22 protein-coding genes and 1 tRNA gene are annotated in these 22,239 nt (G+C 50.9%); 12 read left to right on the top strand and 11 right to left on the bottom strand.

Annotated features, from left to right (window positions below):
* Position 1: 1 nt before the first annotated feature.
* Positions 2 to 1,201, bottom strand: coding sequence for a pyridoxal phosphate-dependent aminotransferase (locus tag IPJ88_07850; GenBank protein QQR91623.1), 1,200 nt, complete (start codon positions 1,199 to 1,201; stop codon positions 2 to 4).
* A 225-nt stretch (positions 1,202 to 1,426) separates the two neighbouring features.
* Here IPJ88_07850 and IPJ88_07855 point away from each other — a divergent pair, with 225 nt between their 5' ends.
* The 5 genes from IPJ88_07855 (at position 1,427) to IPJ88_07875 (ending at position 6,163) form a co-directional block, all read left to right on the top strand.
* Complete coding sequence (locus IPJ88_07855) at positions 1,427 to 1,945, top strand: OmpA family protein (protein QQR91624.1); 519 nt, start codon at positions 1,427 to 1,429, stop codon at positions 1,943 to 1,945.
* A gap of 168 nt (positions 1,946 to 2,113) precedes the next feature.
* Entirely contained in the window at positions 2,114 to 2,932 is an 819-nt protein-coding gene (locus tag IPJ88_07860) for a tetratricopeptide repeat protein (protein QQR91625.1), read from the top strand.
* Between the two features lie 218 nt (positions 2,933 to 3,150).
* Positions 3,151 to 5,013, top strand: coding sequence for a PEGA domain-containing protein (locus tag IPJ88_07865; protein QQR91626.1), 1,863 nt, complete (start codon positions 3,151 to 3,153; stop codon positions 5,011 to 5,013).
* Between the two features lie 32 nt (positions 5,014 to 5,045).
* Positions 5,046 to 5,699 carry a dTMP kinase gene (tmk, locus tag IPJ88_07870; GenBank protein ID QQR91627.1) on the top strand — a complete coding sequence of 218 codons (654 nt, stop codon included), beginning with the start codon at positions 5,046 to 5,048 and terminating at the stop codon, positions 5,697 to 5,699.
* On the top strand, positions 5,696 to 6,163 hold the full coding sequence (locus IPJ88_07875) for a hypothetical protein (GenBank protein QQR91628.1): 468 nt from the start codon (positions 5,696 to 5,698) through the stop codon (positions 6,161 to 6,163). The genes tmk and IPJ88_07875 overlap by 4 nt, the downstream gene beginning before the upstream one ends.
* Before the next feature lie 11 nt (positions 6,164 to 6,174).
* On the opposite strand, the gene IPJ88_07880 is transcribed toward IPJ88_07875, so the two are convergent.
* The gene (locus IPJ88_07880; protein ID QQR91629.1) at positions 6,175 to 6,771 is read right to left on the bottom strand and encodes a FliM/FliN family flagellar motor switch protein; all 597 of its coding nucleotides are present in this window, start codon (positions 6,769 to 6,771) and stop codon (positions 6,175 to 6,177) included.
* A 748-nt stretch (positions 6,772 to 7,519) separates the two neighbouring features.
* Here IPJ88_07880 and IPJ88_07885 point away from each other — a divergent pair.
* Positions 7,520 to 8,419 carry a serine/threonine protein kinase gene (locus IPJ88_07885; protein QQR91990.1) on the top strand — a complete coding sequence of 300 codons (900 nt, stop codon included), beginning with the start codon at positions 7,520 to 7,522 and terminating at the stop codon, positions 8,417 to 8,419.
* On the opposite strand, the gene IPJ88_07890 is transcribed toward IPJ88_07885, so the two are convergent.
* From IPJ88_07890 to IPJ88_07905, 4 genes are all read right to left on the bottom strand, one after another.
* Positions 8,313 to 8,747, bottom strand: a complete 435-nt coding sequence (locus IPJ88_07890) for a DUF882 domain-containing protein (protein QQR91630.1) — start codon at positions 8,745 to 8,747, stop codon at positions 8,313 to 8,315. The two genes, IPJ88_07885 and IPJ88_07890, sit on opposite strands and share 107 nt — an antisense overlap.
* A gap of 330 nt (positions 8,748 to 9,077) precedes the next feature.
* The gene (gene rnc / locus IPJ88_07895) at positions 9,078 to 9,794 is read right to left on the bottom strand and encodes a ribonuclease III (GenBank protein ID QQR91631.1); all 717 of its coding nucleotides are present in this window, start codon (positions 9,792 to 9,794) and stop codon (positions 9,078 to 9,080) included.
* Positions 9,787 to 10,437, bottom strand: coding sequence for a methylthioribulose 1-phosphate dehydratase (gene mtnB, locus IPJ88_07900; protein ID QQR91991.1), 651 nt, complete (start codon positions 10,435 to 10,437; stop codon positions 9,787 to 9,789). The genes rnc and mtnB overlap by 8 nt, the downstream gene beginning before the upstream one ends.
* Before the next feature lie 67 nt (positions 10,438 to 10,504).
* A tRNA-Leu gene (locus IPJ88_07905) sits at positions 10,505 to 10,588 on the bottom strand.
* 109 nt (positions 10,589 to 10,697) lie between these two features.
* Between IPJ88_07905 and IPJ88_07910 the strand changes: the two genes are divergently transcribed.
* Together IPJ88_07910 and IPJ88_07915 are read left to right on the top strand one after the other, a co-directional pair.
* Positions 10,698 to 12,392 (top strand): CTP synthase, encoded by a 1,695-nt coding sequence (locus IPJ88_07910; protein QQR91992.1) that lies wholly within the window; start codon positions 10,698 to 10,700, stop codon positions 12,390 to 12,392.
* A 267-nt stretch (positions 12,393 to 12,659) separates the two neighbouring features.
* Positions 12,660 to 13,493: a hypothetical protein gene (locus tag IPJ88_07915; GenBank protein QQR91632.1), complete on the top strand. Its 834-nt coding sequence runs from the start codon at positions 12,660 to 12,662 to the stop codon at positions 13,491 to 13,493.
* Here IPJ88_07915 and IPJ88_07920 read toward each other — a convergent pair.
* The 4 genes from IPJ88_07920 to IPJ88_07935 all read right to left on the bottom strand — a co-directional run bounded on the left by IPJ88_07920 (position 13,490) and on the right by IPJ88_07935 (position 17,858).
* A complete protein-coding gene (locus IPJ88_07920; GenBank protein QQR91633.1) occupies positions 13,490 to 14,200 on the bottom strand; it encodes a glutamine amidotransferase in 711 nt (236 codons plus the stop codon). The two genes, IPJ88_07915 and IPJ88_07920, sit on opposite strands and share 4 nt — an antisense overlap.
* Positions 14,201 to 14,323: 123 nt before the next feature.
* Positions 14,324 to 15,826, bottom strand: a complete 1,503-nt coding sequence (locus tag IPJ88_07925) for an AAA family ATPase (protein ID QQR91634.1) — start codon at positions 15,824 to 15,826, stop codon at positions 14,324 to 14,326.
* A 131-nt stretch (positions 15,827 to 15,957) separates the two neighbouring features.
* Positions 15,958 to 17,076, bottom strand: coding sequence for an MCE family protein (locus IPJ88_07930; GenBank protein ID QQR91635.1), 1,119 nt, complete (start codon positions 17,074 to 17,076; stop codon positions 15,958 to 15,960).
* A gap of 8 nt (positions 17,077 to 17,084) precedes the next feature.
* Positions 17,085 to 17,858 (bottom strand): ABC transporter ATP-binding protein, encoded by a 774-nt coding sequence (locus IPJ88_07935; protein QQR91636.1) that lies wholly within the window; start codon positions 17,856 to 17,858, stop codon positions 17,085 to 17,087.
* A gap of 65 nt (positions 17,859 to 17,923) precedes the next feature.
* On the opposite strand from IPJ88_07935, the gene IPJ88_07940 reads away from it, so the two are divergent.
* Entirely contained in the window at positions 17,924 to 18,484 is a 561-nt protein-coding gene (locus tag IPJ88_07940) for a hypothetical protein (protein ID QQR91637.1), read from the top strand.
* A gap of 35 nt (positions 18,485 to 18,519) precedes the next feature.
* Here the strand turns inward: IPJ88_07940 and IPJ88_07945 are convergent, their stop codons facing one another.
* Positions 18,520 to 19,494, bottom strand: a complete 975-nt coding sequence (locus IPJ88_07945) for a hypothetical protein (GenBank protein ID QQR91638.1) — start codon at positions 19,492 to 19,494, stop codon at positions 18,520 to 18,522.
* A gap of 226 nt (positions 19,495 to 19,720) precedes the next feature.
* Between IPJ88_07945 and IPJ88_07950 the strand changes: the two genes are divergently transcribed.
* From IPJ88_07950 to IPJ88_07960, 3 genes are read left to right on the top strand one after another with little or no spacing between them, the layout of a single operon-like run.
* A complete protein-coding gene (locus IPJ88_07950; GenBank protein QQR91639.1) occupies positions 19,721 to 20,203 on the top strand; it encodes an NAD(P)H-dependent oxidoreductase subunit E in 483 nt (160 codons plus the stop codon).
* Positions 20,196 to 21,572, top strand: a complete 1,377-nt coding sequence (nuoF, locus tag IPJ88_07955; GenBank protein QQR91993.1) for an NADH-quinone oxidoreductase subunit NuoF — start codon at positions 20,196 to 20,198, stop codon at positions 21,570 to 21,572. The genes IPJ88_07950 and nuoF overlap by 8 nt, the downstream gene beginning before the upstream one ends.
* On the top strand, positions 21,569 to 22,231 hold the full coding sequence (locus tag IPJ88_07960) for an NADH-quinone oxidoreductase subunit J (GenBank protein ID QQR91640.1): 663 nt from the start codon (positions 21,569 to 21,571) through the stop codon (positions 22,229 to 22,231). The genes nuoF and IPJ88_07960 overlap by 4 nt, the downstream gene beginning before the upstream one ends.
* The last annotated feature ends 8 nt before the right edge of the window (positions 22,232 to 22,239 follow it).

The following is a 22,239-nucleotide window of genomic DNA, read 5'->3' on the forward strand; positions in this document are numbered from 1 at the left end:
TTTAGCTTTTTAGCGTGGCAACGGCTTCTTTGATGCGTTTGCATCCTTCTTCAATCAGCTCGATTGAAGTCGCGTAGGAGAAGCGCAAAAAGCCGGGTGCGCCAAAGGCACTTCCGGGTACCGCGGCACAACGTGCTTCATTTAGAAAAAAGTGTGAGACGTCGAGATCGGTATTTAACTCGCCGCTGGATGCTTTTTTGCCGATGAGCTTTGTGACGTCGACAAAAGCATAAAAAGCGCCATTGGGAAGCCGGCAGCTCAGTCCTTCGATGGCGTTAATACTATTGACCAGAGCGTGGCGACGCTTATCGAAAGTTGCAAGCATGTCTTTTAGGATGGAGTCATCGCAACCAAGCGCAGCCATCGCGGCATATTGAGCGATGGCGGTCGGGTTGGTTGTGGATTGGCTTTGTAGCTTGTCACATGCCTTGGCCACTTCCTTCGGCGCTAAAATCCAACCAATGCGCCAACCAGTCATGGCGTAGGTTTTGCTTACTCCGTCAACGATGATGCAACGGTCTTTGAGATCGGGAGCAACGTCAATGAAGGACTGTTGTTTGAAGTTATCGTAGACAAGTTGGCTGTAGATTTCATCGACGATGACCCACATGTCGTGTTTGCGTACAACCTCAGCTATGGCGTTAAGCTGCTCGGGGCTGTATGCGGCACCGGTCGGATTGGATGGCGTACAGAGAATAAGCGCCTTGGTTTTTTTGCTGATGGCTTTTCGGAGCGCTTCTGGACTAAGCACAAAGTTGTCCTCGATGGTGGTAGCTGCAATGACGGCTTCGGCGCCTACGAGTCGGACTTGCTCGGGGTAGCTGACCCAGTAGGGAGCGGGGATAATGACTTCGTCGCCTTCTTCGAAAAGGGATAGAGCCAGATTGAATAGAGAATGTTTGGCTCCGACGGAAACCACGACTTCCTCCGGACTGAAGGTATGAGCCATGCGTCGCTTTGCGGAGTCGGTGCAGATGGCGCTGCGCAACTCTGGCATGCCTCGAACTGCAGTGTAGTGTGAGCTTTTGGCGACGTCGGCGGTTGCAGCATCGCGAATGCTTTGTGGCGTTGGAAAATCTGGCTCGCCTACACCAAAGGCAATTACGTCAATTCCTTGGCGTTTGAGTTCGGCTGCACGTTGCGATAGGGCGACCGTGGCGGATTCTTCGATTCGAGACAAACGGGAAGCAAAGTTGGGCATAAAAGGGCTCCTGTACTGAGCAGGCCAATAGCTTCTTGCGCTGTGTTTGACAAGTCTGCGGTGCTGGATTACGCGTCGGGGGTAGCGGAGGGACGTTGATATGAAAAATGGGATAATTTTAGCGTGGAGTGTAGTGGGAATGCTGGCCCTTGCGGCTTGCGGCCCGGACTATCCCAAGTGCGATGACGATGAGGATTGCAAAAAAGCGAGTATTGCGTTAATGGCATGTGCCAGCAGTGCCGCAATGATGGTGACTGCGCAGCGGGTCAGCAATGCAATGCCGGTCGTTGCGATCCGATTCCCGGTTACTGTCGCTCAGATGATGACTGCGGACCAGGCGAGGCTTGTCTCGAGAATCGTTGTCAGGGTCCACAAAGCCTCGATGATGGCTCGGCAGGTGCAGCAAATGGTGACGGGCAATGCAGCATTGAAACAGTGTATTTTGATTTTGATTCGTCTACGATTTCAGCAGCGGCACGTAGCAAAATCGAGGGTAATATCCGATGCATGCAGACCAAAGGCATCACAACTGTGCATCTAACGGGACATTGTGATCCACGCGGAACTGAAGAGTACAATCTTGCGCTCGGAGATCGACGTGCACAGAGTGTACGTAAAATAGCGGTATCGATGGGTATGGCCAGTGGCAAAGTCACAGCGTCGTCCATGGGTGAAGAAATGGCGCAAGGCGAAGATGAAAGTGCCTGGGCTAAGGATCGCCGAGTGGAGTTCACAACGAAGTGAGCTAGCGTTGCAACGCTGCTTACTTAGCGCTCCAGAGGAGGGGATTCACCGAAGTCCCCTCCAGCGCGCTTTGCGCATTGGCCCCCGCCCTAGAGTGCTTGTTTTTGAATCACAGCGCTCAAGGGTGTATATCGCACAGTTGTCTGGGGTCCTTTAGGGAGAGCATGAATGGTTGACTTGAGGATAGTTGTTGTTTTTGTGGTTTCGGGGCTGCTTTCGGGGTGTTTCTTGTGGACGAGTCGTCCGGAGGGCGATGATCTGAAAACTCGGATGACAAAGCTCGAACAAGGTCTTATCGCCGAGCGGGACAAGCTTGAAAAGCAGTTGCTTGAGGCTAAAGAAAAAATCCAGAAGCTCGAGGAGCTTTTGGAACGTGCAACCCGCGTATTGAGCGAGAATAAAACCGATACCGAGCTGCGAGTCCAAGAGCTGGAAGTTCAAAGCGATTCGACGCAGGGCATGTTGGCGGAGATACGTAACGCTCTTGATCAGTTGAAAGAAGAAGTGGCGGCCAACGAAAAGCGGCTTTCATTAATTTCGGACAAAATGGGTGTGGAAGAGCCCTTGGCAAAGGATGAAGTCCCGCAGGACAAGGCTGCTCATTTTGCCGCTGCCATGGCCGCTTACAATGCCAAATCGTATTCCAAAGCACGCTCCCTTTTTGTGGAGTTTGTACGACGGTACAGCAAAGATGCTTCTGCAGATGATGCGCAATATTGGATCGCGATGAGTCATTTACGGCAGGAGCGACCAGCCACAGCCTTGGGTGAGTTTCGAAAAGTAATTGCCGAATATCCAAAGGGCGATGTCATGGATAAGGCGTTGTTGAGCATGGCCACCGCGTTTTGGGAGCTGCATGCCTGCACCGACGCAAAAAACGCGTTGCTTGCACTGATCAAACAGTATCCAAAATCAAGCTTTCGCGATGCGGCACAAAAAGAACTAAGTCGCGTGCGCGCGGCTCCGCGCGGCTATTGTACATCCTAGAGAGTTGAGCAGACGTGTTGATTCAATGCTTACTTGGACGAAAGCTCTGATTCTGCGCGCGGTAACATCCTAGCTCTCTAGCTACACTATCCTGTTGAATTCCCCGCCGATAGGGAATAAACCGGTAATCTATGCGACTCCGAAGCCATCTGAGATATTCCTGCGTCGCCGCAAGCATGGATTTCCTTGCTCCAAAATCATTCGCGAGATTTGCTAAGATGACTTCTAAAGTGATTTGGGGATTATGTGTGGTTGGTGTGTGTGTGGGCACCGCCCAGAATGCATCGGCGCAAAGCACTTTTTTGGTCGATGTCGATTCAACTCCGCCTGGCGCGACAGTTTACGTCGACAGTACGCGGGGGGATGCTCTTGGAACGACGCCTCTGTCGAAGGTCTCATTGCGGCGCGGAAATCACGTGTTGTATTTTTTGCACGAAGGCCATGAAGAGCTACGTTTGTATGTAGACGTTAGCAGCAGCGGGCAGCGTTTTTCTGCGTATCTTAAGCCTTTGGCGCACCTTGAGTTAACAGCTGGCAACGATTCTTCAAAGGGCGGCAAAGTAATTATTGATGGCGAGGAAGTGGGAAGTCTGCCTTTTGCCGCTTCGCTTAAGTCTGGCCGCCACATGGTGCAAGTGATCAAAGATGGCTATGAAAGCTACAATCAATGGTTAGAGCTTGTGGCGGGTCAGAAGCAGAGTATCCCTGTGGCTTTGGAGGCCATAAAAAAGCAAGCAGGCTCGATTCTTGTCACTAGCAATGTCGCCGGGGCTGAAGTGTTCTTAGACGGTGTGTCAAAAGGGCGAACTCCGTCCGTCATTCGTGATGTTCCAGTTGGCACCCATACTGTTCAGATTCAGGCGATGGGCAAGCTGCCGTTTAGTGCTCAGGTGGTGGTGAGCGCCTCAAAACGCGTCTCCGTTAATCCTACCTTGGAAAACGATAGACATGGAAATTATGGGGAAATTGTAGTCAACGCTTCTGTTGGCGGTGCTTTCGTCAGTGTAGACGGACAGGCGAAGGGCTCTGCTCCCGTTGTCGTGCGAAAAGTCAATGCGGGACGCCACAAGGTAAAAGTTCAAGCCGAGGGCTATCTAAGCTTTGAAGCTTCATGTTTGGTCCGGATAGGCGAGGCCTGCGAAGTGAATGCAAAGCTTGTTGCCGTGGGCGTGCCAGTAAGAGTTGAAGCCGATGTCGAGTCTGCTAGGTTGTTTTTGGACGGTAGGGCGGTGAGTTCATTGCCTTTTGAGGGCCACTTGCCAGAAGGCAACCATAGTCTTGAAGTGCGTGCCGAAGGGTTCGAGCCATTTGTTGAACAAGTGTTTTTTTCCGAATCAAAGACGACACGGCTTTTTGACGTTTCGCTTAAAGAATTAGGGGCTGAGGGCGAGCATGCGTGGCAGGAGCGCATTTCTCGAATACAGCAACGACGGCGTTATGGGGCCACATCTTATTCTGCGGTGCCCTTGCCCGTGGATCAGGCCATCCTGGATCTGTCTGCTGGTTGGCCTTTTTTGGGTGAGCTGCGCTTGGCGGTTGGGATTTTGGAGAATCTTCAAATTGGTTTTGCAGGGCGAAGTTTTGGTCGTCTGACGGAGTTTGAAGCACGAGCTAAATGGGGCTCTCGCGTTCTTGAGTATGTTGCATTTGCGGCTCAGCTTCGTTTGGGCGGTGGCCTTGGGCCCAGCGAACAGCGCACGAATCCCAGCACAAGCGAGAAAAATACCTATAATATCAATACCTGGTTTGCTGCTATCGAAGGAATCGCCTCCATTAATTTTAGTGATCGTGGTGCATTTAGTCTGTGGCTCGGTCTCGACATGTATACAGATCGTTATGATTTTAGTGGTTTGGATGGCAACGTCGTACTCAGTCCTCGACCTGGCCGACAAGATCAGAGCCGTCTTCGTTTGGGAGGCTCACTTGAACTTGCCATGTCTCGCAACTGGAACGTGTTTGCCGTACTCGAGGGTGTTCTTTGGGGCCCCTCTGCCGACCGGCGAATTTTGGGAGATATCCTAAATATTGGTAAACAAGACACTGAGCTTTATTTTAGGGTGGGCGGCACTTACAAGTTTTGAGTGTCGCGGCATTTCGAGATAGGCTGGTGGAGATGATTGAAGGACATTTTATTGTCATAGAGGGCATTGATGGCGCGGGGACGACCACCCATAGTACTCTATTGGCAAAGTTATTAAGGGCCAAAGGTTTGCCGGTTTTCCTTACGCACCAGCCAAGCCAAGGCCCCGTAGGTGCGATGCTTCGTCAAGTGTTAACGGGAAGACTTGTGGTGCCTGGAGTACAAATGAATCGACCGCCCACTTGGAGCACGATGGCTTTGCTTTTTGCTGCAGATCGGATGGATCATTTGCAAGCTGAAATCATCCCCAATCTAAAAGACGGTGTGACTGTTATCTGCGATAGATACGATTATTCGTCTGTGGCGTATCAGTCGCTTTCAGCTGGCGACGTTCCCGGGGCTGCTGCTTGGGTGCGTGATTTGAACCGCTTTGCTCGAAGGCCGGATTTGTCCATTGTGATTGATGTTACGCCCGAGGAAGCCGCACGCAGACGATTAAGTCGTATGGTAGGCCGTGAGCTTTACGATGAGGATGAATTGCAGAAGGACCTAGCGTCTTTTTATCTTAATATTCATGAACATTTTCCAAAAGATACGATTCGGCATGTTGCTGGCGATCGAAGTATCGAAGAAGTGCGTGCAGAAATTTTAGAACAGGTTAATCTATTGCGTGGAGAGACGGGATGACTCGCCTTGGAATATTGATCGCGGTGCCGTTGTTTGTGGTGTGCACGGTAGCTTGCTCATCAACGAAGCCTTCGCCGGCCCATCCGCAAACGCAACATGCGGTTCCGGCTCAAAAAATCATTCCGGAAACGCCTGTTTCCGAAAAAAAGCTCGATCGCTCACTTCTCATTGCTGTGTTAGATGCGGGACTTGGTCGTTTTTTACAAGGTGTACAGACAAAACCTTTCTTTAGCCGTGGGCGCTTTGCGGGTTTTCAAATTGTATCAATATATCCCGAAGATAAAAGATTTTCGGATATTGATCCCAAGGTCGGCGATGTTGTGCTTCGCATTAGTGGCAAACGAATCGAGCGACCTGAGCAAGCCTTAGCGGTCTGGGAGAGTTTGCGGGTTGCTAGTGAGCTTCGTGTGGCTTTTTTACGTGATCAAAAAGTGCAAGAAGTGCGCTATCCGATCGAAAATTGATGGTTTAGAGCTTAGAGTGGATTATTTAGCGCTGTGATGCGTACAGCCATTTGCCCTTCAATTTCAACAAGCTCGCCGTCTGCGATTTTGCTGTCTGCGACAAAAAGAGAAACCTTGGGGTTAAAAACCAAGCCAGTTTTGATAAGTTGCCCCACGTTGATGCGCTGCAAATCTTCGAGAGGAAGCACGAATCGACCCATTTCGCAACGTATGTTTATCGGTGCATTTCTAAAGTCTGCATGTGTGGTGCGCTCTTCGCTTTTGTTTTGGGCTTCCCCCATGATTTCTCCTTTGTTGATAGCAGTTATGTGTAAATCGCCTGTGTGTTTGTTGTAGTTGCCAAACCAATATGTGCTTGGGAAGGTCTCCGTTTGTAAAACGCATGGCAGAAGATATGTGTTCGGTGCTTCTTTTGTATCAAACCAAGGAAGGCCCAAGCAAAGTGCATCGCCTAGCGCTAGATGCTTTAAATCAGAGGCGCCTATTTCGGTGCTTGCGATGGTGACGGATACCGGTAGTTCGCAACGATTGATGTTGAGAGTGTTTTTTTGCTTTGGAAGCTGCTTGGTAGTGAATTTTCGATGATATCTGGCGGGAAAAAGACCCAAAAAGCGGCATGGCTTTGCTCTACTTGGATATCGAACGAAGCCGCTATTCTCATCGATCCTTGCGGTTCTGATTTGAAAAAAACTTGGCTGTTTGAGCAAACATTGTGTAGTGACCAAGCGCCCTTAGGCGTCAAGCTTAGTAGTTTTGAGCTTAGGTAAGCTACAATACCTTCCTCCATGTCTGAGAGTAAGTGACAGCCTGTGACCAGGAATTGATCTTAGGTCATTACCCAAGCATCGTTCGATCATCCAGATTGCAAAGGAGTTGTCTAAGGCGATAGCTGTTTTTTGCTTCGATTTGTTAGAGCAAAGTGTAATGAAGCTGAGGGCTCTATGGTCTCTGATAAGTGAGAAGTCTTTTGTGAGTTCTACCCTTTGCAAGGAAAGCTTTATGTCCGCATCGAACAGATCGAAAAAGAGCTGGTGCACATTGGGGTGTTGAGCGAGCATGTGGCCGAACGCTGATGCGCGGGTTACGAGTGTGGCTTCAAAGTGACTGAGCTTTTCGGCGTTCAAGTGTGTGTCATCCGCATACATATTTCGGTTCTAGCCTATGCTACGGCCTTTCGTCGAGAGCGTGATGAGTGCGTTTTTGGTGATGGTGTGGGGAAAATCACAGTAAATAGTCCCAGGAATTGAACGCTTCGACAGAAGCGATGATACACTAGGGCAGGTGGCAGTAGATCCTTACATCGACAAAGTCATCGAAGGTCAATATCGTATCGTTGGCCGTATCGGTACCGGTGGTATGGGGGCGGTCTACAAAGCAGACCAGCCCTCCATGAAGCGTTTTGTTGCGATCAAAATACTTCATACGCGCTATTTATCGAGGCCCGACCTGATATCGCGCTTTCGTCGCGAAGCTCGGGCGATGAGTCGTCTGACGCATCCCAACACGGCCCGAGTCTATCTGCATGGGCAACTCGATGATGGAGCGGCTTACATGGTGATGGAGTACCTGGAGGGCAAGAACCTTGCGCGCTTAGTGCAGCGCGATGGTCCTTTGGATCCTGTCCGAGCCATCCAAGTGATGATCAAAGTGTGCGGGGCTCTTGATGAAGCGCATCGAGAAGGTATGGTACATCGCGACCTAAAACCAGAAAATATATTTCTCAGCGTGGATCCTGAAAAAGGCGATATTCCAAAGGTCCTTGATTTTGGCCTGGCCAAAGTAACCGAGCAAGAACTAAACCCTGGCTCCATTTTTCTGACGCGCGAAGGAGCTATTTTTGGCACCCCGGAGTTTATGAGTCCGGAACAGGCGCAAGGACGCGTTCTTGATGCGCGCTCGGATATCTATTCACTTAGCATGATTTTGTACGAAATGTTAACGGGAGAGTTGCCGTTTTACGCTGGTCAAGCTACCGAATACATGCGTAAGCACATCCACGAAGCACCCATTCCTCTATCCAAAAGAGCTCCGGAGCGCTCCTATCCGCCTGGCTTGGAAATGGTTTTGTTGCGCGCGATGGAAAAGGATCCCGACGAACGTTTTCAAACAGCCAAAGAGTTTTCTCAGGCGCTTCATGCCTGTATTGATCCTAGGGGGCAGAGTAGTCCACCCAGAAAAAACTCTGGGCGCGTACATCCACGTGAACAAAGCCACTTACAGGGTAGATGCCAACCCCGACGTAGCCCTGTTTCCTAAAGTAGGCAGCCAGTTTGCGATCGCTCACTCCGGGCAAAACCACATCCGCAGCACGCCCGTGCGAATGCCGGCTGGTGATTCGCGTTTTTCGATACCCGCTAATTAACCACGCAAAGGGCGTCTCAAAGTGACGTAAAGCGCCGTATAAGATTGATAAAAGACGAGGATGCACCGGATGGGTCGAGCCGTCTTCTTTCCAGGCGAAGGCTTGTTCCGCTTGTTGTATTGTGGCGTCATCAAATTCACCGTCTTCGGATAAGGGCAGCAGCGTCGCTTCTGGGTTTTTACCTACCGGGACAATGCGCAAAGGCGGAAGTTCAGAGCGCAAAAAACTTCTTCGAAGTTGCCCGGATGCTGGCCTATGCCATCTGGATCGTGCACGTCGATAACTCCGACTTATTGCGCGTGTGAAGCTTCGTTTGCGTCGTTTTCGAGAGCGCGACTGCTTTTTTCGCTTCCGTGCTTTCCCTGTTTTTTTTCTTTGTTTTTTTTGATTTTTAAGATGCCTCTGCGCTTGAGCACTTTGGGTTCCCAACTCATATGGCACTATGGAGGTGCTCAGAAAGCAAGCGAGTACGAGTCGCAGTATCAATCGTCTAAGCATAAGAACGTTATAGCGCATTTGTGAGGCAAAATGAGCTTTCCCATGATTGTGGTCTTATTGCGATGGATCCGAGGAAGGCTCGCGCTCGCTGTCTAGAGCAAATTGGGCCGCTTGTTGCTCAGCTTCCGTTTTTGTTTTTCCACTGCCTTGACTTACCGTTTTTTCTCCGAGCAGCATATCGACATAGAAGGTTTTATCGTGATCGGGACCTTCGGTATGGCTCAGTACATAAGAAGGTGTGGGGCGCCCTTGGCTTTGAAACCACTCTTGAGCGCGAGATTTATAGTCACCCGCACCGGCTTGAGTATGTTCAAGTCGTCCTTGAAACCATTGGCGGCCGCATTGCATGGCGCGATCAATCCCTGCGTCGAGAAAAATCGCAGCCAGGCAGGCTTCTAGCGTGCTCGATAGAAGTCTTGGTTTTTTTTGACCACCGGAAAGTAGCTCACCTTTTCCTAGTTGAAGAAATTCTCCGAGTCCAAGATCGACAGCGACTTCAGCTAACCCGCGTTCGCTAACAAGTTCCGCGCGTCTGCGCGTAAGTTCGCCTTCTGTGGCCGACGGGAAAGCATCCCAGAGCAAGCTCGATACAACAGTTGAAAGAACCGCATCCCCAAGGAACTCAAGCCGCTCGTTATCACCATGGGCGATTTGCGGGTTTTCATTTGCGTAGGAGCGGTGCGTAAGTGCTTCAGAAAGCAGCAATGGATTTTCAAATACATGCCCAAGTCTCTGTGCGCATGCAACAATTTGATCGTGCGGATCAGTCATTTTTAGTCTTTGGGCTTGAGCTCTTGGTTTCAATCCCGAGTTGCTTCATGCGCACTGCAGCATCGAAGAGGTAATCATAGCATTCTGCGTGTGTTTTGGCTTGAATCCAGTCTTTCCCCCAGACATAGACCCCGTGGGCTTTGACGAGCACCGCATAGCTCTGGGGATAATCTTTGATTGCTTGAGCGAGTGAATCTGCCAGGTCTGCTTCGTGTGCGGTGTTTTCGATGATGGGCACGACAAGGCGGTCGTAAAAACCCATCCCGGCAATGCCTTTGATCATTTCGAGCTGTGTGACACTAAACTCACGATCCCAAAGCAGCGAGGCCAACAGCGCATGCTGGCTATGGCTATGGATGACAGCGCCTGCATCACGTAACTCAAAGGCATGCATGAAAAGTGGTTTGCACGCGCTCAGCTTTAGCGATTTGTCTTTCGGGCTACCTAGTATTTTTCCATGTGCATCAAGGGTGAAGATATCTTCTTCACTGAGCATTTCTTTTTGAACCCCGCTTGGAGCCATGTAAATAGTCTCGCCCTGCCGGATACTTACTCCGCCACCTGTGCCCGATACCCAGCCAAGCTGGTAGAACGATCTGCATAGCTTGCTTACCAAGCTTTTTAGGTTAGCATCACCCATCATGGCTGCTCGGACTATCCCAGTCGCTGGCTTCATGCAAGTTAGGGCTTTAAGAGTCTTTTAAACGTTGTGCGAAGGAGAGGACTTGAACCTCCACGGGGTTACCCCCACCGGAACCTAAATCCGGCGCGTCTGCCAATTCCGCCACCCTCGCAAGGCCCCTTTTTTCGGCGTTGTTGAGCGAGCTGTCAAGTTGTTTTGTTAAAGGATCATTTTCGCATTGATCTAAGCAGCAAGAGAAGTATATTGAGCTCCCGTGGCCGATAGGCCGACGGGGGTTTTCGTTGAAACGTACTAAATTCATTTTTGTAACAGGTGGAGTGGTGAGCTCCATTGGTAAAGGCTTGGCAGCCGCGTCCATTGGGGCGCTCATGGAGGCCCGCGGCCTGAAGGTGACTCACATCAAGCTGGATCCCTACATCAATGTGGACCCAGGCACGATGTCGCCGTTTCAACATGGCGAGGTGTTTGTCACCGATGATGGGGCAGAAACCGATCTCGATTTGGGTCACTACGAGCGATTTACTTCAGCTCGCATGACACGAGCTAACAATTTTACCACCGGACGCATCTATGATGCGGTGATTTCAAAAGAGCGCAAGGGCGAGTACCTCGGTGCGACAATCCAGGTGATTCCCCATATTACTGACGAGATCAAAAAACGTGTTCTCGATGCTGCAGGTAAATCCGATGTGGCTATTGTCGAGATCGGCGGCACGGTGGGTGACATCGAATCGCTGCCTTTTATTGAGGCTGTTCGTCAGTTACGTATCGATCTTGGCGCCCAAAACTCGGTGTTCGTTCACGTCACGCTGGTGCCGTATATTGCTGCTGCAGGAGAGCTCAAGACCAAGCCAACCCAGCACTCGGTCAAAGAATTACTTGGTTTAGGCATACAGCCGGAGATTCTTATTTGCCGTGTCGATCGTGCGCTGCCTCGATCGTTGAAAGAAAAGATCGCCCACTTTACCAACGTATCCGTTCAGCAAGTGATTGCTGCGCGTGACGTGTCCGTCATCTATGAACTTCCAATTGCGATGCATGCAGAAGGGGTTGATGACCGGATTGTTGAGAAACTTAACATTTGGTCAAGGCAGCCAGAGCTTGCGAGCTGGAACCGGACTGTTGAGCTGTTTAAAAAGCCCAGCAATGGAAGCATTTCGATGGCTGTGGTCGGCAAATATGTTGATGTGCGTGACTCCTATAAATCGCTGCACGAAGCCTTAGTTCATGGCGGTCTGGCCAATGATGTCAAAGTCCAGCTTTTTTACGTCGACAGCGAAGAGCTAGAGGATGCTGCCGATGTCGAGAGTATTCTCGGGGCGCATCATGCGGTGCTGGTGCCAGGTGGCTTCGGCGATCGCGGCTCTGAAGGCAAAATTCGTGCTATCCGTTATGCTCGGGAGAATGGAATCCCCTTCTTTGGCATTTGCTTAGGTATGCAAATGGCCATCGTTGAGTTTGCACGCTCTTGTTGTGGTCTTGAGGGCGCCAACAGCGTTGAGTTTGACGACAGTCCCCCCTATCCGGTGATTCATCTCATGCCCGATCAACATGGCATTGAAGAAAAGGGTGGGACCATGCGGCTTGGTGCTTTTCCCTGCTCAATTAAACGTGGAAGCTTAGCGCATCAAATCTACGGGCGAGAGCAGATCAATGAGCGGCATCGTCATCGTTTTGAAGTAAATAACGAGTATCGCAGCCAGTTTGAAGACAAAGGCTTGGTACTAAGCGGCGTCTCTCCGGATTCGCGTCTGGTCGAGATGATCGAAATACCCGCGCATCCCTATTTTATCGCTTGCCAGTTTCATCCTGAGTTTAAGTCCAAACCTCATGCACCGCATCCTCTGTTTATTCGTTTTGTCCAAGCGGCGATGCAGCGCCGTGATGTCGGAAAGCATGACTCATCGGAACTTACGACGGCCGAAAATCAAGAAGCTAAAACACTCGTTCACTAAGGGTTTATCTGCCTTGCTCATAGGTCTTGGCGTGAGTGATGGGCCCATGCAGGGTGTCGTGAACTGTCGCACCGTCTTCCTTTCTTTGAAGCTAAGAGGGAAAGGTAGAAGGCGGCAACACTGACATTTGTGTCAGAGCTTGGGTTTTAACCTGAAACTATTTTCGAATATGCGGGTAGTTTGATGATATGAACGTAAAATTCATAATGATTTGCCTTATCCGGTTGGCACGGTGTATGCATAGTAATCCTTAGGGTCCTTAGGCCAATGTACTTTAAATTCTCGCGCTTAAACTTATCTTCTGTCGCACTGCTCGGAGTGTTGATCGCTATACTTTCGTCTTGTGGATCGGACAGTGATTCCAGTGGAGATTCAAACACAGGTCCCGCAGACAAAACGGATGCTGGCGTTGGCGCCACTGTTGATATCGACTCTTTTCAAACAGACTCTGGTGTTGTTAACGGAGTAGGCTTTGCTGCGTGTGAGAACACGCAATGCGATCCGAGCCTTCAGGATTGTGCCAACGGAGATTGTGTACTCAGCCTGGGTATTGCGGTGTGCATGGATGCGACACCGGGGATCAAGAGTGTGGGTCAAGCCTGCACCGACACCAGTGAGTGTGAGGTGGGGCTTGCATGCTTCGATACGAAGGGTGGAAAATTTTGCGAGAGATTGTGCTGTCCTGGATACGATAGCTGCGATGCAAATGAAGTCTGCGGTGGCTCGGTTCTACTTGCAGATAGCGCGGAGCAAAGTTCATGGGGCTATTGCAAGAGTGCCGTCTTTGGCTGCGACCTTTTTGACTATAGCAATGTGTGTGAGCAGGGCGAAGCTTGTTATATTACTTCTGCCGATGGCGATACGCAGTGTTTGAGAGAAGGCCGCGCAGATGTCGGCGAAACTTGCTCATCTGACGGTCTTTCAGTTCAGAACCTTTGCAAGCCCGGATTAGTTTGCTTGAGTTCACAGCGCTGTGCTCAGTTGTGCTCGCTTGAAAACGGGGGCAGCGCTCCAAGTTGTTCTGTAGACACTGAGCGTTGTGTTGCGACGCGCTTTACCCCAGAAGGGGTCGGCATTTGCTACAGCTCGCAGCCGCACTAGAGCATTTTGCGGAAAGCTTGCAGTAGTTTCTGCCCGCTTTCGCTGTCTTTGGCTTGTGTGCTTAGTGCAGAGGGATCGAGTCCTTCTTGAAGCAGCACTTCTTGACGGGCTTCAATATATGCGCGGATGATCTCGGCATCGAATTCGGGATGAAACTGCACGCCCCAGATATGGTCATCCATGCGAAAAGCCTGATGGGCGTCTTTGTCATTACTTGCAAGGCAAACTGCTTTCGGCGGAAGCTCAAGGACGCTTTCACGATGTGTTGCTTGCATCCAGAAATCTGATCCCAATCCAGTTAATAGTGGGTCACACCTCCCCAGTTCCGTGGACGTGATTTGCACACTGCCTATTTCACGTCCCTTGGGATTGCTTCCGACTTTCCCGCCGAGAGCGTGAGCCAAAAGTTGATGGCCATAGCAAATGCCAAGGATAGGCAGTTTGGTGTTTGCTCGTGCTTTTAGCCATTGGGCGCTTTGCTCCGACCAAGGCTCGCACTCTGAAACCATAGCACTTGATCCAGTGATGATAATGCCGCGGACAGCTTCCGAGAGTTCGGGCAGAGCTTCGCTTTCATAAACCGATACGACCTCTATTTCGTCTTTGCTAAACCCAGCTTTGGCGGCGATCCATTGCTCGAAATCACCACGCGTTTGGCGGATGGTTTCTACGGTGCTGCCGGTTTTGACGATGATGACTCTGCTCATACGATTCCGTTGATAGCATAGCACAGCAAGGGGGAGCCGAACTTGGCGACAATGGCGTTAAAATGCGCCTAAATAGCCACTTTTGTCATGAAAGAAGCCTAAAACACGCCAGTTTTGTCTGTTTTAGCTTGCAGGTGCTGCGCGTCCTTTGGCCCAATTGCGCAAGGCCGAGATTTTCTCGGACATGGTCACGGAAAGCGGCTGAGTGCTTTTTATTTCGCTGTGAATGAGTTCTGTATCGAGCGGGCGCTGCTCCGAAAAGGCCGTGTAGAGTGCGGAGACAATGGCTTGTTCAAGCTCAGCTCCACTAAAGCCCTCGGTAGCTTCAGCGAGGGCATCGAAGTCAATGGAGTCGGCTAGATGACCGCGCCTTTTGATATGAAGCTTCAGGATGGTTGCTCGAACTTCGGTGCTTGGTAGGTCGACGAAAAAAATTTCATCAAAACGACCTTTGCGTAAAAGTTCAGGAGGCAGCTGGCTAATGTTGTTGGAGGTGGCGATGACAAAGACATTGTCTTGTTTTTCTTGCATCCAAGATAAGAGCGTTCCGAAGATACGGGAGGAGACACCTCCATCGTTGTCCGAGCCCTGACCAAAGGCTTTTTCGATTTCATCAATCCACAAAACTACCGGTGCCATTGCTTCAGCCGTTTGAATGGCGCGCTTTAAATTCTTTTCGCTTTCGCCCAAATACTTTTGGTAGAGATTGGAAGGATCGAAGCGAACCAATGGCAATTTCCATTCAGCAGCTACCGCCTTTGCGCACATGCTTTTGCCGCAACCCTGAACACCGAGCAATAGAATGCCTTTGGGAGGATTGAGGCCAAATTCCTTGGCACGTTCAGGCTGCTGGAAGATGGCTTCTCTCTTTTTAAGCCATTTTTTTAGATTTTCGAGGCCAGCGATGTCCTTCATACCGTGCTCCGCTGGGAAAAACTCAAGGACACCCGAGCGACCGATAATCTCCTTTTTTGCCTCTAGCACATGCTCGATGGTCTTTTCATCAAAACACTGCCGGCCTGCGATGGCTTGGGTCATTACCTTCTTCACCTCAAACAAAGTGAGACCATGAAGTAGCGTGATGAGTCGCGATACGCCTTGCTCATCAAGGTTTACAGCCACTGGCATGCGAGCGCGAAGGTCGCGAAGCAGTGCATTCAAAAAGACGTGGTATTCGCGGTTGCTTGGAGGCTTGAGCGCAAGCACTGTGAAAAGCGGTGCAAGTTCTGAAGGGAGCTCCGTGTCTTGTCCGGTAAGCACAATGGCAGCTTTGTGTTTGTAAAATACATTATAGATTTCTTTGATGCGCGCGATGACTTCAACACGTTCCAGTTGAGAAGAAAAATCTTGAAGGTGATAGATAGCTTCAAAGTTTGCGGTCATGACATGATCGAGTGCTTGCAAGGGGTCGGCTGTGCCGTAGATGCTTTTCGAGCTTTGATCTTTGCGTGCGAGGCCCTTGTGAGCTTGCCAGCAAAAAAAAGGCAGCCCCTGATCGTCGGCAAGGTGTTCAAGAAGTGAACTCGCACGCTGCTCATCGGCAGTGTCAATCCAAATCAAGGGATGATGGGCTTTGACCAGGAGGGTCAGATCATGAAGCTGTTCAAGCGGAGCCGCTGCTTGCATGCTTCCATTCTACCATGGGCTCTGTGGGGTTGAAGTTTTTTGGTGTGATTGACGGGCTGTCTGCTGGTATTGAATCGACTTTCGCCAGACAGCAATCGCAACCAGCGCTGCGGTTCAGCGTGAAAAGGCCTCTAGTCGGCTTTTTCTTTGATCTTAAGCGCACCTCGCTCTTCGTCTTGCTTGATCGAATAGCGCACTAAAGCGCGTAAAACTTCGTTGCGCTCGAGATTACCTACCAGGCGTTTGAGGTCCTCGTAAAGCGACGGATCAACCAGTAGTCCGCCAAGGGTGCCTTTGCCATCACGCATGTCGTGGCTGATGACTTTGAAGTCTTCGCTGATTGCCGTGATGTTTTTGAGAAAATCATCTGCTTTGTTGCCGTAGAAAAGGTCGTGAACCGTGCTGTCTGTGGTCCGAACATCGTGCATGAGCATTGAGAGTTCACCCGTTGCATTTGCAAGGTTGTCTACCAGTCGTTTGCCATCTTTACCGTAGATGAGTTCGTGGCCGCCGCCGCTGCCGTGCTCAACCTCGGAGACGATGGAGCGAACCGAGGCCAGGGTTAGAGACAGTTCTTGGGTCGCTTGCTTTACGTTGCCTATGCTTTGCTGCATAGAATCGGCCAGCGCTTTGTCGGTAAACAAACGATTGGCAAAACCGTTGCCCTCAGCGACATAGCCCAAAATGGCGGACAGGTGATGCGCGGTGTTTTTGATGTCTTTTTTGAACTCAGGATCCGCCAAAGGCTCGGTAGCCGATTCAATATTTTGGGCGATGTTTTTGGCACTCTCGAGAATCGGTCCGGCTTTGTGACCGAGTTCTTTAAGTGCTTCAAAAGCGTCTCCACCGGTTTGGGTGGGGATGCTCCCACCTGGCGGGATGTTTTTTTTGTTTTGAGAGCCAGCGGTAATTGCGACAAGGCGATCGCCTAGCATACCTTTGCTGCCGATGGTTGCCAGAGAATCCGTACGAATGAGATGGGTTACATCATCGACGATGTAAAGCTGTACTTTGATTTCGCCGTTCTTTTGCAGTTCGACTTTGCCAACAGAACCCACGTTCACACCGCCCATGTGAATGGGACCGCCAGGCCTTAGTCCAGAGACATCGTCAAAGACAGCAAGATAGGTGGTTTTCATCGAAAACACATTGCGACGTCCGCCAACAGCAAACACCAATGCTCCGCCAATGAGGAGTGAGGTCAAGACAAAGATTCCGACGCGGATTTCTACTTTTCTATTCTTCTGCATGGCAATCTCTAAAAAGCGTTTCGCATAAGAGTTTCAGGATCTTCGTCTTCAGGAGCGATGCCTTCGACAAAATTGCGTACCCGCTCATCGTCACTGCGACGCATTTCCTCCGGGCTGCCTGTGAAAATTACTTCGCCTTCGTGAATCATAGCGATCCGGTCGCTGACGTAGGCAGCACTGTGCATATCGTGGGTGACGATAATCGAAGTAACATGTAAACGCTCTTTCAATTGCAAAATAAGCCGGTTAATCCGGGTCGTGTTGATAGGGTCAAGTCCCGTTGTAGGCTCATCATAAAGCAATACTTCGGGGCGAATGGCAATAGCGCGAGCCAAAGCCACACGTTTTTTCATGCCTCCTGAGAGGCTGGATGGCATCATGTCTTCGATTCCTGCAAGACCCACGTAAGCGAGTGATTCGGCAACGCGTTCGGTGATTTCTTGTTCCGAGGCGTGCTCGTGTTCGCGCAGGCCGTATGCGACATTTTCGCGAACACTGAGTGAGTCAAACAATGCTGCCCCTTGAAAAAGCATGCCGATGCGTTTGCGAATGGGAGCAAATGCTTTTTCATCAAGATGGGTCAATTCGTTTCCGTCGAATTCAATCGATCCGGCATCGGTGGAAAGCAAACCGATTAGCATCTTAAGCATGACGCTTTTGCCTTGGCCTGAGCCGCCGATCACTCCGAGTGATTCGCCGCGTTCGACTGAGAAGCTAAGATCACGATAGACTCGTTTGTCGCCAAAAGCCTTTTTGACATGAGAAAATTCTATTAGGGACACGGTTTTGGAGTATAGCCGTCTGGCTTGCGTCGCGCTAGCGCTGCCGGAGGACTAAATGCGGCCCGATGAATCAATCTTTTCCAAACGGAGCATGGGCGTGTATTAATGTAGCTGGAGGCGTAGTGTTGCTCGAGACAATGAGTTTGCGGCAAATGATTCAGGCCGTGTTTTTGGCGGCCTTGGTCCTGGCAATTGCTTGCCCAAGTTGCCAGCGGTCAAAGACGAAAGCACTGGATGAAGCAAGCGTTCCTTTTTTGGATCGCTTTTCTGAGTTTGATCGTTGGGTAAGACACGCCGCTGAAGGTGAAGGTGGTTTTGGCGACGATGGCGCTTTTTCAGAAGCGCTTTTTTCGAAACTGCGCGGCGATTCACAAGTGCTAGCCGCTTGGGTGCTTCGGCCGGATGCGGATCGTTCAGTCTTGGCTTTTCCAAAGGCGCAGGAGCTTCCCAAAACATTGCGATGGACGCGCTTGCGAAAACAGTCTTTTGACGAGCTGCTGGTCAGCCCTTGGCAATTGCGCACAGCCTCTTCAAATCAAGGCATTCCCGGTCTGCTTATTTCCCATCGACGCAAGGAATCCCACCAAACCACGGTAATCGTGGCTTATCGACTTGATCTTGAGTAGTTGAGTGAAGCAACGCTTGCTAAAGTGACGGTTGCTTAAGGCGTTTTCTTCTCGATTTGGATGATAGCAAAGCGGTGGTTTTGCAAATGGCAGCCGATGACTTTTAAATCAAGACTGCTTACTCGTACGCATTGTTCGGGATCAAGTTGCAGGCTGTCGGCGACGGGAGCATCCTCGGTGCTGGACAGCAGGATGGCCTCGGATTGGTCGCGATCAGCAAGCGCACTAAGAGACTTTTTATCGACCAAGCCGATTTTAGTTTTGATGTCGTTGCGTAAGCTCGGATGAAAGTAGTCAGCTACGCTTTTGCAATCGTCCGATTTGCATCCCGCCATGACGCTGCCAAGTGCGATGCCAACGTGCATGCGGCCGTTTTCGCTAGCCAGGGTTTCACGCAGCGTAAGTGCTGCCGCGTTCGTGCGCTTTACGAAATTGATGAACACAACGGCGGTTGCGAGGCAGGCTATCAGTCCCAATGCCGCGGCGGCTCCCATAATCCAGATGAACGGGTTGGTTTTCCTGGGCAACAGGGCTTCGCTTGCGTAGCTGTTGAGGCTGCGAGGGGCAGTTGGCGGTGGTGGCGGGGCATGGTGATCGAGCTGAGGGGCGGAGGGCCTGTGAGATGGGATGGCCGCCGCTTGAGCGCGCGCGGAAGGCTGCACTCGGGCTGGTGTGGCTGCTGCTGGGCTTGGCTCTTCGTTGGCAAGGCTTTGGGTTCGTGCGGTGGCCGCTGGTTGCTGAGTGTGAGGCTGCTTCGGACTTGCTGCCGGTGCGGCGGATGCAGCTCCCATAAGCATGGTGCCGTGAGCGCTGCGTTGTGCCACTGCAACTTTTTCTTCAGGGACCGCTTGGGCATGAGGGTTCGGCGCAGGTGCGGACGATGCAGCCCCCATGAGCATGGTGCCCTTAAATTTCTTTTTGGCCTGCTGTTTTAGATCGTAGCCGCAGGCGATACAGCGACTCGCGCTTTCTTTGTTTTTGGTTCCACACTTTGAACAATACAATGCCACCTTAGGCCTCCTGTCTTAGGGGGACTTTGGCAGACTATACGGATTTGCCCTATTTCGGAAAGGAAAGGACAATTGAGCCACCATGCACTGAGGTTATATGACGGAGACGATCCTTCAATCTCAGCTTAAAACCAGGCCCAAGAGCCTTTCCTTGCTGCTTGTATGTCTGGAATGGGAGCATGTGCTTGTCGGCCGAGCCCCAGAATGGTAAAGCGGCGCTCGGAATATGGCCTTTGCACTTTCAGAAGACCGTGAAAAAAAGGTCGAAGAACTACTAAGTCGTTACCCACGCAAACGCGCTGCCTGTTTGCCTTTGTTGCATCTGTGCCAAGAACAGCAAGGGTGGATAAATGCGGACGTTGTCGATTTTGTTGCCGGACGCTTGGAACTAAGCACCAGCCAAGTCAAAGGGGTACTCACCTTTTATACGCTGTATCATCAACAACCAGTGGCTCCGAATGTGGTTTGGGTGTGCCGAACCTTATCTTGTGAGTTGCGCGGTGCCAAAGCAGTGCAAGAACGGCTTGAAAAAAAGCTGAACTGTAAAATGGGACAAACCAGTCCTTGCGGCAAGTTTACCCTGAAAAAGGCCGAGTGTTTGGCCGCTTGCGGTTATGGCCCGATGATACAAATCAACGACAAGTATTTTGAAGATCTTACGGAAGAGAAACTTGACGCTATTTTAGAGGAGTACCGTGGCCGTGATTGACGCTCCCAAAATTATCTCAAAGCGCTACGGCCACGAACGCAGCTGGACCATCGACGAGGCCGAAAAGCTTGGAGCCTATGCATTGGCTCGAAAAGCGCTGCATGAGATGAGCCCGCAACAGATTAAGGATGAAGTTAAGGCGGCCAACATTCGCGGACGCGGTGGAGCAGGCTTTCCGGCGGGAATTAAGTGGGGCTTTATCAATCAAGGTCCCGATCAGCAGGTATATCTGGTGGTCAATGCCGATGAAGGCGAGCCGGGTACCTTTAAAGACCGCACCATCATGGAAAAAGATCCGCATGCGCTCGTCGAGGGCTGCATTCTTACCTGCTATGCGGTGGGTGCTCATGTGGCTTACATTTATGTACGGCACGAGTTGCAGTTTGCGATTAAGCGTCTTGAAGATGCCATCAAAGAAGCCTACGCGAAGGGTTATCTCGGCTCGAGTCCCTTTAGCAAAGATTATCGCATCGACGTTTATGTGCATCCTGGCGCCGGTGCTTATATCTGTGGTGAGGAAACCGCGCTTCTGAACTCGCTCGAGGGCAAACGTGGCGAACCTCGGCTCAAGCCGCCTTTCCCTGCGCAAGTTGGTGCTTTTGGCCAACCGACCCTAGTGAACAATGTTGAGACCATTGCAGCGGTGCCCAGTATCTTGGAAATGGGTGGGGAAAAATGGTCTGCGCTTAGCCGACTTGAGCGCGATGGTGGAAGCCGGCTCTATGGCGTGAGTGGCCATGTGAAAAAGCCTGGCATCTATGAAGCACCTGTGGGACTGACTCTAAGAGAGCTTATCTACGATTTCGGTGGTGGGATGTTGCATGAAGATCGTCCGCTAAAAGCAGTTATTCCTGGCGGCTCTTCAACTCCGGTACTGAGGCCTGATGATCTTGTTCATGCGCCCTATGAAAACGACCCGCTGCATAAATGGCACGGTCAAAGTCATATCGATGTGCCGATGGGAGTGGATACCTTTCGTGCGCTAGGCACTATGCTCGGCACCTGCTGCGCTATCGTGATGGACAGTTCCGTTAACATGGTCGATGCATGTTTGAATCTGATGAAGTTCTACAAACACGAATCCTGTGGTCAGTGCACCCCGTGCCGAGAAGGATCGGGGTGGCTGGTCGATGTCCTTGATGGATTTAGCAAGGGCAGAGCCAAGACTGAAGATGCGGCGCTGTTGGTTGATATAGCAAACAACATGATGGGCAATACGATTTGTGCTTTTGCAGACGGTACGGCCATGCCGATGTTAGCGATGGTACAGAAGTTTCGTGATGAATTTATCGAAGCCGCGCAAAACAAACGCGGCTTTGGGCGTCTTGATGATTCGACCCGTTCGCTGGTGCTAGGAGCAACGGCATGATCCCCTTGTCTAATTTTTATTTTTATATCTGTGCGTTGGTGGCCTTGGGTTCAGCGCTTGCCACCGTTTCGGTGCGCAGCCCCTTGCGTGCAGCCATGGCGCTATTGCTTCACATTATAACGCTTGCTGGTCTTTATCTTATGTTGCATGCGCAGATGCTTGCTGCACTGCAGTTGCTTGTATACGCCGGTGCGGTGGTCGTGCTTTTCGTCTTTGTTATTATGCTCGTTGGCCCGAGCGCAGTGATCGAAGGCACCGAGCGTGGTGTGATTGTACGCAGCATGGCCGTAAGTGCGATGTTGCTGGTCACTGTGGCACTTGCTTTTAGTATGGCCAATATAAAGCGAGAAGCTGGTGCGATAAAAGGATGTATTGAGAGTCCTTCCTCGGATTGTGCAACGTTTGGCGGAGTGCGGGCATTTTCTCAGGAGCTTTTCGGAACAAGTCACGGAGGAGTGATTCGCGCAGGCGCTTTGGTGCCCTTCGAGTTGATATCCATTCTTCTTCTTGTTGCGATTGTGGGGGCGATTGCCGTGGCCCGAGGCCGAAGTCGTGCTGAAATCAAAGCCTTGGAAGATCGTCGTGCAGAGTTAGCCCAGGGCGACACAAAGCACACTCAACCGCTTTCCTCTTCGGCTGCTGATTCGGGTGCGACGTGAAAGGAACA

Source organism: Myxococcales bacterium (assembly GCA_016699535.1).
Classification (GTDB): Bacteria; Myxococcota_A; Polyangia; order Polyangiales.

What these genes read in the sequence shown, in the direction of transcription:
- mtnB (QQR91991.1), bottom strand. Translation starts at nt 10,437, where the DNA reads ATGATGGGTGATGCTAACCTAAAAAGCTTGGTAAGCAAGCTATGCAGA.
- tmk (QQR91627.1), top strand. Translation starts at nt 5,046, where the DNA reads ATGATTGAAGGACATTTTATTGTCATAGAGGGCATTGATGGCGCGGGG.
- IPJ88_07860 (QQR91625.1), top strand. Translation starts at nt 2,114, where the DNA reads ATGGTTGACTTGAGGATAGTTGTTGTTTTTGTGGTTTCGGGGCTGCTT.
- IPJ88_07915 (QQR91632.1), top strand. Translation starts at nt 12,660, where the DNA reads ATGTACTTTAAATTCTCGCGCTTAAACTTATCTTCTGTCGCACTGCTC.
- IPJ88_07960 (QQR91640.1), top strand. Translation starts at nt 21,569, where the DNA reads ATGATCCCCTTGTCTAATTTTTATTTTTATATCTGTGCGTTGGTGGCC.
- IPJ88_07920 (QQR91633.1), bottom strand. Translation starts at nt 14,200, where the DNA reads ATGAGCAGAGTCATCATCGTCAAAACCGGCAGCACCGTAGAAACCATC.
- IPJ88_07950 (QQR91639.1), top strand. Translation starts at nt 19,721, where the DNA reads ATGGCCTTTGCACTTTCAGAAGACCGTGAAAAAAAGGTCGAAGAACTA.
- IPJ88_07930 (QQR91635.1), bottom strand. Translation starts at nt 17,076, where the DNA reads ATGCAGAAGAATAGAAAAGTAGAAATCCGCGTCGGAATCTTTGTCTTG.
- IPJ88_07875 (QQR91628.1), top strand. Translation starts at nt 5,696, where the DNA reads ATGACTCGCCTTGGAATATTGATCGCGGTGCCGTTGTTTGTGGTGTGC.
- IPJ88_07885 (QQR91990.1), top strand. Translation starts at nt 7,520, where the DNA reads ATGGGGGCGGTCTACAAAGCAGACCAGCCCTCCATGAAGCGTTTTGTT.
- IPJ88_07865 (QQR91626.1), top strand. Translation starts at nt 3,151, where the DNA reads ATGACTTCTAAAGTGATTTGGGGATTATGTGTGGTTGGTGTGTGTGTG.
- IPJ88_07850 (QQR91623.1), bottom strand. Translation starts at nt 1,201, where the DNA reads ATGCCCAACTTTGCTTCCCGTTTGTCTCGAATCGAAGAATCCGCCACG.
- IPJ88_07855 (QQR91624.1), top strand. Translation starts at nt 1,427, where the DNA reads ATGTGCCAGCAGTGCCGCAATGATGGTGACTGCGCAGCGGGTCAGCAA.
- IPJ88_07925 (QQR91634.1), bottom strand. Translation starts at nt 15,826, where the DNA reads ATGCAAGCAGCGGCTCCGCTTGAACAGCTTCATGATCTGACCCTCCTG.
- rnc (QQR91631.1), bottom strand. Translation starts at nt 9,794, where the DNA reads ATGACTGATCCGCACGATCAAATTGTTGCATGCGCACAGAGACTTGGG.
- IPJ88_07940 (QQR91637.1), top strand. Translation starts at nt 17,924, where the DNA reads ATGAATCAATCTTTTCCAAACGGAGCATGGGCGTGTATTAATGTAGCT.